Origin of the sequence: Viridibacterium curvum (assembly GCF_039544165.1) — a bacterium.
Taxonomy (GTDB): domain Bacteria; phylum Pseudomonadota; class Gammaproteobacteria; order Burkholderiales; family Rhodocyclaceae; genus Viridibacterium; species Viridibacterium curvum.
Genome location: NZ_BAABLD010000017.1, coordinates 336,994 through 353,318, shown reverse-complemented (window position 1 = coordinate 353,318; position 16,325 = coordinate 336,994). Strand labels below are relative to the sequence as shown.

Below are 16,325 nucleotides of genomic sequence, written 5' to 3'. Positions count from 1 at the left end.
TCCGTCCCGTGTCGGCGGTCATGGCGCGTAGCAATAAAGCGCCCTTCTTTGCTGCCTTGCGCTTTTTGCATGCGGGCAGATGAAACGACTATCGGTCCTGGCAGCGACGGCGCTGAGCGGGACTCCTGTACCGGGCGTGCTGCGCCCGAAAATGGTAACGTTTTCAGACTAAAAGAGGAGACACCGCATCATGCAAAGCCTGCTGAAACCCATCATCTGTGCGCTGGGACTGAGCCTTTCGCTGTCTGTGGCAGCGCAGACCGTCGTCACGGTTGCGTCCTTCCCGGATCTGGACCGCGCCACCAAGGCTGCGATCCCGCTGTTCAAGAAGTTGCACCCCGAAGTCGAGATCAAGCTGGTCAGCCTGGCTTATGGCGATCACCACACGGCCATGACCACCGCGCTGGCGACCGGCACCAACCTGCCCGACGTGATGGCGGTCGACTTCGGGTTCATCGGCAAGTTCGCTGAGTCCGGCGGCCTGGAAGACCTCTCCAAAGCGCCTTATAACGCCGGCCAGTTCCGCAGCAAGATCGCGCGCTTCGCCTTCCCGCAAGGCACGGGTGGTACAGGTGCGCAGGCCGCCATCCCGACCGACATCGGTCCCGGCACGCTGTTCTATCGCAAGGACATGCTTGACAAGGCCGGTGTGTCGGAAGCCGACCTTACCAAGAGCTGGGAGAGCTACATCGACGCGGGCAAGAAGATCAAGGCGGCAACGGGCGCCTACCTGATCCCCAGCGCTGTCGATATCAAGGACATCGTCATTCGCAGCGGACTCAAGGACGGCGAGGGCATCTACTTCGACAAGCAGGGCAAGAGCGAGGTGAATACGCCGCGCTTCCAGCGGGCCTTCGAACTGGCCAAGGCCGTTCGCACGGCAGGTCTGGACGGCAACATCAATGCCTGGAGCAACGAGTGGTCCGAAGCTTACAAGCGCGATAAGTTTGCGACTCAGGCATTCGGCGCCTGGTTTGCGGGGCACCTGAACAACTGGCTGAATCCGGAGGCCAAGGGCAAGTGGCGTGTCGCCCAGCTGCCCGGCGGTGCCTTCGCTTCCTGGGGCGGTTCGTTCTACGCGATCCCGGTGAAGGCGGCGAACAAGGCAGCTGCCTGGGAGTTCATCAAGTTCCTGACGGTGAACAAGGAAATGCAGCTGGAGTCGTTCCGCAAGCTTGACGCATTCCCCTCGCTGCTCGAAGCGCAGAACGATCCCTTCATTGACGAGCCGGTTGAGTACCTCGGGGGCCAGAAGGCGCGCCGCCTGTGGAAGGAGTCGGCTGACAGGATCGCAGCCATCGATGTAGACAAGTTCGACATCGTGGCCAAGGAGATTGTCGATTCCGAGCTCGACAACGTCCTGATCAAGAACAAGGACATCAAGCAGGCCCTTGCCGATGCGAAGGCCCAGATCGAGCGCCGCGTGCGTCGCTGACGTAAAGAGTGTCTCCACCCGGGGCGGTTGTTGTAGCGGCCAGACAGCAGCCGTTTCCGGGCCTCCAGTCCCCATTGCCCAGCTTCGGGCTCACACGCAGTATGTCGGTATCGTACTGATGTGACGGAGCTTGTCGTGCCAGGAAAACGCAAAGTGTCATCGTCAATCCAGATCGCGAACGAGAGTGCAGAGCTGGCGTCAGGAACACAGCCGCACGCGAAGAAGCCGCTCCGCTTCCGCATGCGGGATTGGGCGCCTTACCTGTTCATCAGTCCGTTCTTCATCCTGTTCCTGGTCTTCGGCGTTTTTCCGCTGGTGTTCTCGATCTATGTGTCGTTCCACCAGTGGGATCCGACCGCTGGCCTGGGTGGCATGAAGTGGATCGGCCTCGACAACTACATCTACCTCATCACCAAGGACGACTGGTTCCACAAGTCGCTCTACAACACGAGCTGGATCGCCATCGCCTCCGGCCTGCCACAACACCTGGTGGCCCTGCCGCTGGCGTTCTTCCTGCAGACCGCGTTCGGTCGCTGGCGCAACACCTTCGTGGGCATCTACTTCCTGCCCTTCATCACCTCGACAGTGGCGATCTCGCTGGTCTTTACCGCGCTGTTCTCGCGTGAGTTCGGCGCCATCAACAGCCTGCTGCACCTGGGCTCGCAGCTGCCGCTGCTGGGTGGCTTGTTCCCTGCCGAGAATATCGACTGGGCGCAGCCGCAGTATTCGAAGACGATGATTTCCTTCGTCGTGTGGTGGCGGTATGTCGGCTTCAACACCGTGCTTTACCTGTCGGCGATGCAGACCATCCCGAAGGACCTCTACGAGGCCGCGATCATGGATGGCGCGACACGCTGGCAGCAGTTCTGGCACATCACGCTACCCATGCTCAAGCCGATGATCTACTTCGCGGTGACGCTGACCATCATCGGCAACCTGCAGTTGTTTGAAGAGCCCTTTGTGCTGACGGCGGCATCGGCTGGCGATGGTCGCATGTCCGGATCGGGCGGCATCGACCAGGCGGGCAAGACGGCGGCCATGCATGTCTTCACGACAGCTTTCGGCGAGAGCGATTTCGGCACGGCGTCGGCTGTGGCCTGGCTGCTGTTCATCCTGATCGGTCTGGTGACCTGGGCCAACAACCGCTTCTTCGGCAGGAGGGACTGAGGTCATGAGTGCACTCCGTTACGAACGCGCGCCTGTGTCCACCTTCGCCGCCTATTTCACCGTCGGCGCAGGGGCCTTGCTGATGCTGGTGCCCTTCTACTTCATGTTCATCTTCGCGACGCATTCCGACCGCGAGATACAGGCTGTGCCGCCCCCGTTGCTGCCCGGCAGTTATCTGATGGCGAACCTCGGCATCCTGCTCGAGCGCGTGCCGCACTTCTGGCAGAACATCGGCTGGAGCGTGTACATCGCGCTGGCGACGACACTGCTGAACCTCTTCTTCTGCTCGCTGGCGGGCTATGCGTTTGCGATGTACGAATTCCGCTTCAAGGAGAAGCTGTTCGCCATCGTGATGGCGACGCTGTTGCTACCAGCCTTCATCAACATGATTCCGACCGTGCTCATCATGGGCTGGCTGGGCTGGTTCAACGAGCCGCGCGCGCTCTACGTGCCGGCGGCCTGTGGAGCGCTGGGTGTGTTCATGATGCGGCAGTACATCGGCTCGGCGATTCCACGCGAGCTGGTCGATGCCGCGCGCATCGACGGCTGCGGTGAGTTCGGCATCTTCCTGCGCATCATCGTGCCGCTTATCGGGCCTGCGCTGGGCACGCTGGGGCTCGTCACCTTCATCACCTCGTGGAACAACTTCATGGGCCCGCTGGTGGTGATGAACGACATGGCGCACTTTACCGTGCCGCTGGCGCTGCGCTCCATGCAGGGCACGGGGCAGACACCCTGGGGCGCAATCTGCGCTGGCTCGGCGATCTCCGTGCTGCCTCTTCTCCTCATGTTTGTGCTGGCGTCGCGTCGTCTCATCGATGGCCTCACGGCTGGCGCAGTGAAATCCTGATCCATCAACTTATCAACCATTCGATGACCATGAACCAAGGAACAATCAAGCCCGCAGCATTTCCGCCCGACTTTGTCTGGGGGGTGGCGACCAGTGCCTACCAGATTGAAGGCGCGGCAAAGGAGGATGGGCGCGGACTTTCCATCTGGGATACGTTCTCGCACACGCCGGGCAAGGTGCTCAACGGCGACACGGGTGATGTGGCCTGCGACCACTACCATCGTTGGGCCGAGGACCTCGATATCGTCGCGGGGCTGGGTGTGGACGCCTATCGCTTCTCGATTGCCTGGCCGCGCGTGCAGCCGGCGGGGCAGGGCGACTGGAACGAGAAAGGCCTGGACTTCTACGACCGACTGGTCGACCGCATGCTGGAGATGGGCCTTGCGCCGCACGCCACGCTGTACCACTGGGATCTGCCGCAGGCGCTGCAGGACGTGGGCGGCTGGGCCAACCGTGACACCTGCCAGCGCTTTGCCGACTATGCGGAGTACATGGGGCGTCGTCTGGGCGACCGCGTGGCGAGCATCGCGACACACAACGAGCCCTGGTGCACGGCGATCAAGGGCAACCTGCTCGGCGAGTTCGCACCGGGCCTCAGGGATGAAGGCGTTGCGCTGCAGGTGGCGCATCACCTCCTGCTGTCGCACGGCATGGCGTTGCAGGCGATGCGCGCGGCAGGCGTCAGGGCGCCGCTGGGCATCGTGCTCAACCAGTCGCCCGCACACCCCGCCAGCAATGCGCCGGAGGACGTGGCCGCTGCCGCGCGCGCCTATGGCGACTTCGTGCGCTGGTATGCCGACCCGATCTTCCTTGGGCGCTATCCGGCCATCACCAACTACACCCGTCTGCCGGAAGCTCATGAAAACGATTTCAAGAACATCGGCCAGCCACTCGACTTCCTCGGCATCAACTACTACACGCGCATCTGGACCTCGACGGCCCAGCCGCCCGTGCCCGCACCCGGTCCGCATGGTTACAGCGATATGGACTGGGAGACCTATCCCGAGGGCCTGACCGAGTTGCTGCTGGGCATCCAGCGCGACTACGACTTGCCGCCGATCTACATCACCGAGAACGGCATGGCCTGCGCCGATGTGCTCGCCAACGGCCGCGTCGCCGATGCCGACCGCACTGAGTACCTGCGCTCCCACCTCGCTGCGGTGGATGCCGCGCGACGCGGCGGCGTTGATGTGCGCGGCTACTTCTACTGGAGCCTGTTCGACAACTTCGAATGGGAGCTCGGCTACGACAAGCGATTCGGCCTCGTGCACGTCGACTACGCCACCCAGCAACGCACGCTGAAAGACAGCGCGCACTGGTACCGCGACTTCGTGTTGCAGCACAAGGAGACAAGCAAATGACCGCATTGACCCTGCGCAATGTGCGCAAGACCTATCCCGATGGCACTGAAGTACTGCACGGCATCGACCTCCACATTGAACGCGGCGAGTTCGCCGTATTCGTCGGCCCCTCCGGCTGCGGCAAATCGACGCTGCTGCGCATGATCGCGGGGCTGGAGGACATCACCGACGGCGACATCATGATCGGCGATAGCCGCATCAACGACATGCCGCCCTCGCAGCGCGGTGTCGCCATGGTGTTCCAGAGCTACGCGCTGTATCCGCACATGACGGTGGCCGAAAACATGGGTTTCGCGCTGAGGCTGGCGGGGGAGTCGAAGTCCGACATCAAGGCCTCGGTCGGCCGGGCAGCCGAGATCCTGCAGATCACGCATCTGCTGGAGCGCAAACCCAAGGCGCTCTCCGGCGGCCAGCGTCAGCGCGTGGCCATCGGCCGCGCCATCGTGCGCAAGCCGCGTGTGTTCCTGTTCGACGAGCCACTGTCCAACCTCGATGCATCGCTGCGCGTGCAGATGCGCATCGAGCTGACCAAGCTGCATCGCGAGCTGGGTACAACCATGGTCTACGTCACCCACGACCAGGTCGAGGCGATGACCATGGGCGACCGCATCGCCGTGTTCAACAACGGCAAGGTCGAGCAGTTCGGGCGTCCGCTCGATCTCTACGACACGCCCGAGAACCGCTTCGTCGCCGGCTTCCTCGGCTCGCCGCGCATGAACTTCATTCGTTGCGATTCGGTACAGCCCTCAGGTGCCGAGTTGCGGCTGGGCTTCGATCAGGCCGGCGCAATGCTGATGCCGGCAGCGTTGTCGACTGAAGCCGCTTCGCAGGAAATCACGATGGGTGTCCGACCAGAGCACATCACGCTCACGCAGGCCGGTGGGGGGCTGGCTGCGCGGGTCGATCTGGTCGAACACCTCGGGGACTCGGTGATGGTGCATGCGCGTCTGCATGGCTCCGGTCAGTCCGTCACGGTGCGCTTGCACGGTGAGCGCACGCCTTTCGATTCAGGCAATGACGTCGGGATCGTTCCGGACGCGAGTCGCACGCTTCTGTTCGGTGCTGACGGTGCGGCATTGCCGGTCAGCCGCATACATTGAACTTGTTTCACCCATCCAGCCAGGCCGGCTGCGTAACGATAGGTCGGTCGCAGTGCCGACCAGGGCTTGTTAATAGTTATCCGACGGATCGCGTTGAGTCTTATGGCTCGTGGGACAAGGCGCGCGACGCGGTGTGGGGTGGTTCCCCCACACAAGGAGTGCAACGCAGTATCCACGAGCCAGAAGACTCAACCCGGAGGGCTCGCGCTCAATTGAACGTGGCACCGCGTTGCAGCGCCTAGACAGGGGACCACCCTGTCGTCGTTGCTGCGCCTTGTTCCACGCCCAATTGAGCACAAGCGCGACCGCCGGATAACTGTTAACAAGCCCTCAAGAGGAGATGAAGATGAAGAAGATTTATCCGTTGATTGCGCTGTCGGTCGCGGCAGCGTTTGGCTCATCGTCGCAGGCTGCGACGGTGGATTTCTCGGGTTACTTCCGCGCAGGCACGGGCCTTAATACCCGTGGCGGCACGATGACCTGTTTCAAGCTGCCCGGTGCTGACACGAAGTGGCGTCTGGGCAACGAGTGCGACTACGTGATCGAGCCCAACCTGAATGCCACGCTGGCGACGCTCGACGACAAGTCGGAATGGCACGTGCACTTCATGCCTTCGGTGTATCGCGCCTGGGGTTCGAAGGAAAACGGTACAGACGAGCTGACAACACGCTTCGGTCAGGTCTATGCCTATGGCTCGAACATTCCGCAGCTGGCTGGTGGCACGGTGTGGGCAGGGCGTCGCTTCTACAACCGGCTGCAGCTGGGCATCAATGACCAGTTTCTCGAGAACCAGGACGGTGACGGCGCCGGTCTCGAGAACATGAACATCGGTATCGGCAAGTTGAGCGTGGCGTACATGATGAATCCTCGCCCCGAAGACCCCAACAACAACCGATTCGCCCTGCCGCTGCGGCTGACCAATATTCGCACCTTCAGTGACGCCAACGAGCTGGCGATCTACACCAGCTACGAGCGCCAGACGCGCTCGCGCGATGCGGTTGCCAATACCGTGCCCGATCAGCAGTCGAGCGGCAATTCGTTCGGCCTCTACCACACGACGCAAGGCACTCTGGGCGGCAGTACCCTGGTCGGTGCGCGCTATGACAAGAATGAGACTGCGCGCGGCGGCATCGGCCAGCGCAATACGCGTGTCGTGGCGCAGCAGACGGGCGCTGCCGTGGGCTTGAAGACCAACTGGGACGTGATTGCCGAGTACCGCGCACGCAACTACTTCACGAACACGCCGGCGCTCAAGGAAAAGTGGACCTCGTTCGGTGCGCGCACTGACACGCACATCAGCGGCCCTTTCCGTTTCCTTGTCGAGGCCGGGCATGACCGCGTCAAGCCCTCGACGGGTGACACGCGCTACATGACAAAACTGACCGTGGCAACGGCCATTTCGGGTGGCAAGGAGGCGGGTTCGCGCCCGACGATCCGTCTGTTCTACACGCATGCATGGTGGAACGAAGCGGCGCGTCAGAATCTGTCGTCCGAGAGCCGCACGCAGGAGGTGTTCGGCAAGGCGCACAACGGCTCAAGCGTGGGTGTTCAGGCTGAGGCCTGGTGGTGAGATTGTCGGTCCGGTAGCACAATCTGCGACGCGCCAGACCCGGCGCGTCGCTTTTCTTCATGCGGAGATCCAGTCATGCAAAAATTTACTGGTCGCTTGGCGCTGGTCTTCGCGCTGTCGTTCGGCGCGTCGACGGCGCAAGCCGATCACTACGACCTGCGCAACATCTTCCCTCAGGAAGAGATCGTGTACCGGGATGCTTCCGGCATGGCCGCTGCTGTCCTCGTCATCCGTCTCAAACCTTATGGTTCGGCCGGCATTTCGACTCCGCTGTGTGATGCCGTGCTCGACTTCGGTGACGGGACGCCGCCGCACAAACTGCGTCTCGGTGCAGATGGCAAGGTGCTGATCGAGCTTCCCCACGCCTATACCCGTGCCGGCATCTATACATTCAGTGTTCGCGGTGGTGAGACGCGCACGCCATGCGCGGGACGCGCCAGCGGCCAGGTGGATGTGCGCGAGGCGAGCGACAGGCCGCCGGCCGGCACGCCCGGCAAGCCCAATGCCCAGGCTGCCGCTGCTGCGCCACCCAATGTGACGCTGGAAATGCGATCCACCAGCACAGCGGAAGTTTGCCCCGAGGGTTGGCAGCTGGTGCCGGGCTCGATGGCCAATGGACGCTTCAGCTGCCAGCGCAAGCCGTTGCAGCCGTTCGTTTGTCCCAATGGCACGCAGTACTTTGACAGCGGGAGCCTGGTGGGTTGTCGTTGAGCGTTGAGGCAGCCTGAGCAGCGATCAGGCGGGCGTTGCGTCCACGGCTCAGAACAGCTCGACGTCGTGCCCGCCGCTGTTGCCGCGCAAGCTGTCGATGACCGAGGTGAACCCTTCATCGAGCTGCGTACCGTTGAGGAGGCAGCGCAAGATGCGTTCGATCTGCAGGTAAACCTTGTCGTTGATTTCCTTTTCCTGACTGCGGTCGGCAGCCAGCCATGAGAGGGTATGCTCAACATCTTCGCTAAGCTGCTGCAGCAGCATGCGGATATCCGCGACCATCTGGCGGTGCGAGACGCGAAGGTTGTCCACCGTGGTCACTGCGTTACCAAGGGCGACCTGCATCTGTTCGGCGCGCGAAGCAGATTCGAGACGCATGCTCACGTTCTCGGAAAAGGCTTCGGCGGTGCCGGCAAGAACACCGAGATTGTCGCGGATTCGTTCGGCCAGTGAGCTGTCTTCCGGGACGTCGCAGGCAACGATAGTGATCGCCGGGTAGTTCACAGCCAGACGGCTCTTGTATTGCACGAAACGTCCCATCGTCGAGAGCTGACGGATCATGCTACGTTCGAGCTCAGACGTCGGGCGTTGTGCTCCCAATATGGTTTCGTGGCCGTTGTGTCGGATGGCTACCGCACAGCGTACGCCCAGGCCGGCGGCCGTATCGGCGATCAGCTGGGCGAGGGCTTCGTGGCTGCGGCAGGCAATGCCCTTGCGCGTGAAATCGAGCAGGAGGTCGCTGTCTTCAAGCGACGACAGGTAGCTCTTCGCCATTGCCTGCAGGGAGCTGTTTTCCTTGTCGAGGTGGTGCTTGATGCGGTTCTGGACGATTGCCAGCCGACTCTTGCGCAGTAGCAGCTCAGCCGATACGGGTTTAACGCAGACATCGGTGCCGCCTGCGTCATAGGCGAGAATATGCTGGTCCAGCGAATCGTGGGCGGTGACGAAGATTACCGGGATATCGGACATTTCACGCAGCACGCGGCAGGTTTCCAGACCACCGATGCCGGGCATCTCCATATCCAGCAGGACGAGGTCGGGCATGGCGGACTCGCACTGCTCAAGGGCATCTTCGCCGGAAGTGGCTAGCACGACGTCGAACTGCTTCTGCAGCAGTCCCTTGAGCAGGGCGCGCGTCGCGGGGACGTCATCGACGATGAGGATGCAACCTTCCTTGACGGGAGTATCGATCTTGATTTTCGCGTCCATGTGACCAGGCCTGTTGTGCCCCATTGGTGGGCAACCATACGTCTGGCACTGGTAGCGGCTGAAATCCGGCGGGCTTGAGTCTTCGACGCGGTTTTTGTTTGTGTGGCGGGGAAGAGGGAACAACCATCAACTTGCCGCCGGATTCGGTATCCGCATCTTCCATGGGCAGATCGCCTTGCGCGCCAGGGTCAAACTGTCGGCGGGGAGCCATCAATTTGGCAGAAAGACGGGCTCTTTCAGGAGGAGTCCCCTGCCGCTGTCGGAAGACGCTCAACATGCAGCGTCTTGCTTGCCATGATGTGACAGGCAGGATTTGCTCGGCTCGAAAGGAGATTTGCCCCGAGGGCTGGGCGCTGGCGCCGGGTTCGATGGCCAGCGGGCGCTTCACCCGCAAACTCAAACCCGTGCAGCCTTTCATTTGCGCCAACGGTACTCAATTTTTCGATACGGGTCAGCAGGTTGGCTGCCGTTGATGGCGTGCGCATGAAAAAGGCCCGCCGTGCGGGCGGGCCTTCATTGCGGCGTCAGCACGACATCAGTAGTCCATGTCCGCATGCGCGGGGGCAGCGGGCTTGGTCTCCTGCGGGGCTTCGGCGACGGTGGCGTCGGTGGTGAGGATCAGGCTGGCGACCGAGGCGGCGTTCTGCAATGCAAAGCGCGTGACCTTGGTCGGGTCGATCACCCCGAGTGCGACCAGATCGCCGTAGCTGCCGTTGGCGGCGTTGTAGCCGAAGTTGCCCGTGCCTTCGAGCACCTTGTTGACCACCACCGAGGGCTCGTCTCCGGCGTTGGCCGCAATCGCGCGCAGCGGCTCTTCGAGCGCACGCAACACGATGCGGATGCCGGCGTCCTGATCCGGGTTGTCGCCCTTGAGCGTGCCGAGCCTGGTACGTGCGCGCAGCAGGGCCACACCGCCACCGGGCACGATGCCTTCTTCGACCGCCGCGCGCGTAGCGTGCAGGGCATCATCGACGCGGTCCTTCTTCTCCTTCATCTCGACTTCGGTGGCCGCGCCGACCTTGATGACGGCCACGCCGCCGGCGAGCTTGGCGACGCGCTCCTGCAGCTTCTCGCGGTCGTAGTCGCTGGTGGCGGCGTCGATCTGCGCACGGATGGTTTTCACGCGCGCATCGATCTTCGTCTTCTCGCCTGCACCGTCGATGATGGTGGTGTTCTCCTTCTCGATCTCGACGCGCTTGGCGCGGCCGAGGTCTTCGAGACCGGCTTTCTCAAGCTGCTTGCCGGTCTCTTCGGAGATGACGGTGCCGCCGGTGAGGATGGCGATGTCTTCGAGCATGGCCTTGCGGCGATCACCGAAGCCGGGCGCCTTGACGGCCGCGACCTTGAGGATGCCGCGCATGCTGTTGACCACCAGCGTGGCCAAGGCTTCGCCCTCGATGTCTTCGGCAATGATGAGCAGCGGCTTGCCGGTCTTGGCGACCGATTCGAGCACCGGCAGCAGGTCGCGGATGTTGCTGATCTTCTTGTCGTGGATCAGCACCAGCGGGTCTTCCAGCACGGCGGTCTGCTTCTCGGGGTTGTTGATGAAATAGGGGCTGATGTAGCCACGGTCGAACTGCATGCCTTCGACGACTTCGAGCTCGTTGTCGAGGCTCTTGCCGTCTTCGACCGTGATCACGCCTTCCTTGCCGACCTTGTCCATCGCGTCGGCAATGATCTTGCCGATCGATTCATCGGAGTTGGCCGAGAGTGCTGCGACTTGCGCGGTCTCCTTGCTGTTGGTGACCGGACGCGAGATGGCCTGCAGCTCCTTGACGACGGCCGTCACGGCCTTGTCGATGCCGCGTTTGAGATCCATGGGGTTCATGCCGGAGGCGACGTACTTCATGCCTTCCTGCACGATGGCCTGTGCCAGCACGGTGGCGGTGGTGGTGCCGTCACCCGCGACGTCGGCGGTCTTGGAGGCGACTTCCTTCAGCATCTGCGCGCCCATGTTTTCGAACTTGTCCTTCAGTTCGATTTCCTTGGCGACCGAGACGCCGTCCTTGGTGATGTGGGGGGCGCCGAAGCTGCGCGCGAGCAGCACGTTGCGCCCCTTGGGGCCGAGGGTGACTTTCACCGCATTGGCCAGAATGTTGACGCCGGTGACGATGCGCTCACGGGCGTTGTCGTGGAAGCGGACTTCTTTCGCTGCCATGGTGGAACTCCTGTGTCAGATCAGATTGGGGGAATCAGGCGGCCTTGAGCTGGGTAGCGCTGCTGCCCTCGATGACGCCGAAGACGTCTTCTTCGCGCAGCACGAGGTACTCCTGCTCGTCGAGTTTGACGGTCTGGCCGCCGTACTTGCCGAACAGCACCTGGTCGCCGACCTTCACTTGCGGCGCGACGAGGCTGCCGTCGTTGAGGCGTTTGCCGGGGCCGACGGCGAGCACTTCACCTTGCTCGGGCTTTTCGGCGGCGGTGTCGGGGATGACGATTCCGGATGCGGTCTGGCGTGCCTTTTCGACCCGCTTGACGATGATCCGGTCGTGCAGAGGACGGATGTGCATATCAATCTCCTGTGCGATTCAGATGAACGGAAACGGATGGAGACCGCGCCTGCGAGGCCGCAGGCTGCACGGTCTCGTTGGTCTTGGCGACCAACGTGGCCGAGTTATGGGCAGACAAAAATTGTTTCAAGAGGGGGGTGCAAAAAATTTGCGCTAGTAGATCAAACCATTGATGCAGCCCAGCCGGTAGGTCGTGTGGCTGCCGCGCTGGCCGCTGCCCTTGGCTGCGAGAGGGGTGACAGGGCAGGGCGGTGTGCGGTGGCCGCTTTCGTCGAGCGTGTCGTCGCCCTCGCGCGCCTCCCAGATGCCGCCTGCCACGGGGCGGAACTGCCAGCACACGTAGCCGACATCGGCTGCCAGCTGCATGAGCGAGGCGCGGTCTGGCGCTTCTTCGACAAGGGGTTCGTGCGTGGCTGCGAGCGGGAATTCGCCGAAGGCCTGGCGGCAGGCGTGCGCTTCGCTGAGCGGGGCGCCGATGGTGTTGCAAGCGCGCTTTTCGTCGCGCTCCAGATTCCACGCGCCGAGTTGCCAGGCGGCGTCGAGCACCTCGGTTTCGATGTGCTCCAGCGCATGCCAGCGGGTGTTGAGCTGCAGGGCAGAGCTGGGGACGGCGACCGGCTCGGTGAAGGGCTGCCCACGGCGCAATGGCCCTTCGCGGCGGAAGCCGTGCCAGTGCATGAGCAGCAGCAGCGGCGTCTCGGCGCGCGGGATGGCGGCGAGGCTGACGGCGAACAAGGGCAGGCCGACGCTCTGGATCTGCCCGGAGAGGATGTCGAAGATGCGCATGACGGATTCCCTCTGACTTGCTGGCAGAAAAAATACGTCGACCGCCCCGCGCGCGACAAGAGGGGTGGGGCCTGACGGCGAGCGGCAGAGAGGGGCGGGCTGGCGCGTTTTCTTCGCGGCAAGGCCCGGCAGGCCGCGACCGGGCGGGACGCACATGGCCGCGAACGCGCGCCGCTGCTGCGTTGCGGCATATGTTGAGCTTGACAAACGATCGTTTGATTGCAATAGTCAAACGACCGTTTGATCCGGATTTCTACACCCGAAATGGCTGACAACCTGCCTGCTGATACCGCAACCCGCATTCTCGATGCGGCTGAAGCGCTGTTTGCCGAGCACGGCTTTGATGGCGCGTCGATGCGCATGATTACGTCGCAGGCGGGCGTCAATCTGGCGGCGGTGAACTACCACTTCGGCAGCAAGGAAGGGCTCTTCCAGGAAGTGTTCCACCGCCGTCTGGCCGAGCTCAACAAGCAGCGTCTGGCCTGCCTTGATGCGCTGGAAGCAGAGTCGGCCGGCGCGGCGCCCAAACCCAGCCGAGTGCTGGAGGCTTTCTTCGGGCCAGCGCTGGAGATGGCCGCCGACACCGCGCGGGGCGGGGCCACATTCATGCGCTTGCTGGGCCGCACCTACACCGAGCCGGCCGAGTTCATCCGCAAGTTCATGGCTGTCGAGTACGCCGAGGTGGTGGAGCGCTACACGCGTGCGCTCTATGCCGCGCTGCCCGACGTGCCCAAGGCCGAGATCGTGTGGCGACTGCATTTCATGATGGGCGCGGTGTCTTACGCCTTTTCAGGCATCGATGCGCTGGCGCTGGTCACCGGGCGATTCGACGATGACCCGGCCTTGCTCAAACCGCGTCTGACGGCCTTTCTGCTCGGGGGGCTGCGCGCGCCCCTGCCGGATGGCCCGGAAGGGAAATCGGGCCCTTAGCCGGCCCTGTTCTGGCGTTTGCCGTATCCATGACGGGCGGATAGTGCGCGCACAAGGCCGCCCGCCGACAAGAACCAAGGAGACTTTCATGTTGCTGACGATGTTGATCGTGTTGCCGGTGGCCGCCCTCGCGCTGGCCGCCATGCGCATGCCAGCCATCCTGTGGGTCATCGCAGGCTGTGCCTGGCTGATCGGTCTCAACCGGCTGGCGGGCGTTTCGCCGGTTGTGGTGCAAAGCCTGCTCGCCGTCTGGCTGCTTGCGACCGGCCTCATCGTGCTGCGCCCCTTGCGTCGCGCGCTGATCACCAGGCCTGTGTTCGGCATTTACCGCAAGATCCTGCCGCCGATGTCGGACACCGAGAAGACCGCACTCGAAGCCGGCACTGTGTGGTGGGAAGGTGACCTGTTCGGTGGCAAGCCGGACTGGAAGAAGCTGCTGGCCTACCCCTGGCCGAAGCTCACGGCGGAGGAGCAGAGCTTCCTCGACAACGAAACCGAAGAGCTGTGCCGCCTGATGACGGACTGGGATAGCACCCACATCCACCACGACCTGTCGCCCAAGGCCTGGGCCTACGTGAAGGAAAAGGGCTTCCTCGGCATGATCATTCCCAAGGAGTACGGCGGCAAAGGTTTCACGGCCTTTGGCCATGCACAGGTTGTCACCAAGCTCGCCACGCGCAGCTCGGCGTCTGCGATCAGCGTGATGGTGCCCAACTCACTCGGCCCGGCCGAGTTGCTGCTGCACTACGGCACCGATGAACAGAAGCAGCACTACCTGCCGCGCCTGGCACGCGGTGAAGACATTCCCGCTTTTGCATTGACTTCGCCACAGGCGGGCTCGGACGCCGCATCGATCCCCGACTTCGGCATAGTCTGCAAGGGCATGTACCAGGGCCGCGAAGTGCTGGGCATGCGCGTCACCTGGGACAAGCGCTACATCACGCTGGGCCCGATCTGCACGGTGCTGGGTCTGGCCTTCCGCCTGTATGACCCGGACAGGCTGCTGGGTGAAATCGGCAAAGGCGAAGAGGACCTCGGCATCACCTGCGCGCTGGTGCCACACGATCATCCGGGCGTGAACATTGGTCGTCGCCACTTTCCCCTCAACGCCGTGTTCCAGAACGGCCCGAACTGGGGTTCGGATGTCTTCATGCCGCTCGACTTCATCATCGGCGGGCCGAAGATGGCGGGGCAGGGCTGGCGCATGCTCATGGAATGCCTGGCGGCGGGCCGTTCGATCTCGCTGCCCGGCTGCAACACAGGCATGATGAAGCTCACCGCGCGCGCGGTCGGCGCCTATTCACGCGTGCGTGCCCAGTTCAAGACGGCCATCGGCAAGTTCGAAGGCATCGAAGAGCCGCTCGCGCGTATCGGCGGCAATCTCTACATGTCGGACGCCGCCCGCATCATGACCGCAGGCGGGCTGGACCTTGGCGAGAAGCCTTCGGTCGTGTCGGCCATCGTCAAGTACCACGTCACCGAGCGCGGTCGCCAGTCGGTCAATGACGGCATGGACATTCTCGGCGGCAAGGGTATCTGCCTCGGGCCGCAGAACTTCCTTGGCCGCGCCTACCAGCAGCTGCCCATCGGCATCACGGTCGAAGGCGCCAACATCCTCACGCGCTGCCTGATCATCTTCGGTCAGGGCGCAATCCGCTGCCATCCCTATGTGCTCAAGGAGATGCGCGCCGCGCAGGATGACGACGGTGATCGTGGCCTGAAGGCTTTCGACGAAGCCCTGTTCAGCCACATCGGTTTCACGGTCAGCAATGCGGCGCGCAGCTTCATCATGGGTATTACCGGCTCGCACTGGGTCGGCGCTCCGGACGTTGCGCCCGAAACACGGCGCTACTACCAGCAGCTCACGCGTTTCTCCGCCGCTTTCGCCTTCATTGCCGATGTGTCGATGCTGACCATGGGCGGTGACCTCAAGCGCAAGGAAAAGCTGTCGGCGCGACTCGGTGACATCCTCTCCTACATGTATCTCTGCTCGGCGACCCTGCGTCGCTATGAGGCCGAAGGCCGTCAGGCCGCCGATGCACCGCTGATGCACTGGGCGATGTGGGATGCGATGTTCAAGACGCAGAACGCGTTCGAAGGCGTGATCTCGAACTTCCCGAATCGCCTGATCGCCGCCGTGCTGTGGCGCTTCATCTTCCCGCTCGGCCGCCCTTACGTCGTGCCGTCCGACAAGCTGGGTCACGAAGTGGCGCGCCTGCTCATCGAGTCTTCGGCTACGCGTGATCGCCTGATTGCCGACAGTTTTGTAGACCGTGGCAACGAAGAGGATCCGGTCGCCGTGCTGGAACTCGCGCTCGAAGCAACCATGGCGGCGGAAGCCATCGAAGCCCGTGTGCGCGCGGCGCAGAAGGCGAAGCAGATCAGCGGTCGCGGCATGGATGCCCTGATTGCCGATGCGCTCGCCAAGGGCGTCATCAGCGCTGCCGACAAGGCCGTGCTCGAACGCCGAGAAGCCTTGCGCCAGAAAGCCATCCGCGTCGACGACTTCCCGCAGGACTTCGGTCTGGGCGACGCCAATGCGCATGTGCGGCCGAGCTCGGTGCTGACCGCGGTGGCGAGGGAAGCGGCTTGAATACCATTCAACCTCAGCGGTGCAAAGGCACAGAGGCAGGGTGCCCACTGCGCACCATCACCACGCTATCGGTGCGCAGTGCACATCCTGCGAAGGAGTGCGA

Annotated in this window: 13 protein-coding genes; 9 read left to right on the top strand and 4 right to left on the bottom strand. The window is 63.0% G+C overall.

Annotated elements, in window-relative coordinates; genetic code table 11:
• The first annotated feature begins 190 nt into the window (after positions 1 to 190).
• The 7 genes from ABEA02_RS18055 (at position 191) to ABEA02_RS18025 (ending at position 8,194) form a co-directional block, all read left to right on the top strand.
• Positions 191 to 1,435, top strand: a complete 1,245-nt coding sequence (locus ABEA02_RS18055; protein WP_345534494.1) for an ABC transporter substrate-binding protein — start codon at positions 191 to 193, stop codon at positions 1,433 to 1,435.
• Positions 1,436 to 1,588: 153 nt separating this feature from the next.
• Positions 1,589 to 2,602 carry a carbohydrate ABC transporter permease gene (locus tag ABEA02_RS18050; protein WP_345534493.1) on the top strand — a complete coding sequence of 338 codons (1,014 nt, stop codon included), beginning with the start codon at positions 1,589 to 1,591 and terminating at the stop codon, positions 2,600 to 2,602.
• 4 nt (positions 2,603 to 2,606) lie between these two features.
• Positions 2,607 to 3,452 carry a carbohydrate ABC transporter permease gene (locus tag ABEA02_RS18045; RefSeq protein WP_345534492.1) on the top strand — a complete coding sequence of 282 codons (846 nt, stop codon included), beginning with the start codon at positions 2,607 to 2,609 and terminating at the stop codon, positions 3,450 to 3,452.
• Positions 3,453 to 3,481: 29 nt separating this feature from the next.
• Positions 3,482 to 4,813 carry a GH1 family beta-glucosidase gene (locus ABEA02_RS18040; RefSeq protein ID WP_345534491.1) on the top strand — a complete coding sequence of 444 codons (1,332 nt, stop codon included), beginning with the start codon at positions 3,482 to 3,484 and terminating at the stop codon, positions 4,811 to 4,813.
• Positions 4,810 to 5,913, top strand: a complete 1,104-nt coding sequence (locus ABEA02_RS18035; protein WP_345534490.1) for an ABC transporter ATP-binding protein — start codon at positions 4,810 to 4,812, stop codon at positions 5,911 to 5,913. The genes ABEA02_RS18040 and ABEA02_RS18035 overlap by 4 nt, the downstream gene beginning before the upstream one ends.
• A 346-nt stretch (positions 5,914 to 6,259) precedes the next feature.
• Positions 6,260 to 7,483, top strand: coding sequence for a carbohydrate porin (locus ABEA02_RS18030; protein WP_345534489.1), 1,224 nt, complete (start codon positions 6,260 to 6,262; stop codon positions 7,481 to 7,483).
• A gap of 75 nt (positions 7,484 to 7,558) precedes the next feature.
• Positions 7,559 to 8,194 (top strand): hypothetical protein, encoded by a 636-nt coding sequence (locus tag ABEA02_RS18025; RefSeq protein WP_345534488.1) that lies wholly within the window; start codon positions 7,559 to 7,561, stop codon positions 8,192 to 8,194.
• Between the two features lie 48 nt (positions 8,195 to 8,242).
• Here the strand turns inward: ABEA02_RS18025 and ABEA02_RS18020 are convergent, their stop codons facing one another.
• From ABEA02_RS18020 to ABEA02_RS18005, 4 genes are all read right to left on the bottom strand, one after another.
• On the bottom strand, positions 8,243 to 9,403 hold the full coding sequence (locus ABEA02_RS18020) for a response regulator (RefSeq protein ID WP_345534487.1): 1,161 nt from the start codon (positions 9,401 to 9,403) through the stop codon (positions 8,243 to 8,245).
• A gap of 535 nt (positions 9,404 to 9,938) precedes the next feature.
• Positions 9,939 to 11,561: a chaperonin GroEL gene (gene groL / locus ABEA02_RS18015; RefSeq protein ID WP_345534486.1), complete on the bottom strand. Its 1,623-nt coding sequence runs from the start codon at positions 11,559 to 11,561 to the stop codon at positions 9,939 to 9,941.
• Between the two features lie 34 nt (positions 11,562 to 11,595).
• On the bottom strand, positions 11,596 to 11,913 hold the full coding sequence (locus tag ABEA02_RS18010) for a co-chaperone GroES (protein ID WP_345534485.1): 318 nt from the start codon (positions 11,911 to 11,913) through the stop codon (positions 11,596 to 11,598).
• 153 nt (positions 11,914 to 12,066) lie between these two features.
• Positions 12,067 to 12,699, bottom strand: a complete 633-nt coding sequence (locus ABEA02_RS18005; protein WP_345534484.1) for a hypothetical protein — start codon at positions 12,697 to 12,699, stop codon at positions 12,067 to 12,069.
• Positions 12,700 to 12,963: 264 nt separating this feature from the next.
• Here ABEA02_RS18005 and ABEA02_RS18000 point away from each other — a divergent pair, with 264 nt between their 5' ends.
• Positions 12,964 to 13,629 carry a TetR/AcrR family transcriptional regulator gene (locus ABEA02_RS18000; RefSeq protein WP_345534483.1) on the top strand — a complete coding sequence of 222 codons (666 nt, stop codon included), beginning with the start codon at positions 12,964 to 12,966 and terminating at the stop codon, positions 13,627 to 13,629.
• Between the two features lie 88 nt (positions 13,630 to 13,717).
• Positions 13,718 to 16,222 (top strand): acyl-CoA dehydrogenase, encoded by a 2,505-nt coding sequence (locus tag ABEA02_RS17995; protein ID WP_345534482.1) that lies wholly within the window; start codon positions 13,718 to 13,720, stop codon positions 16,220 to 16,222.
• Positions 16,223 to 16,325: the final 103 nt, after the last annotated feature.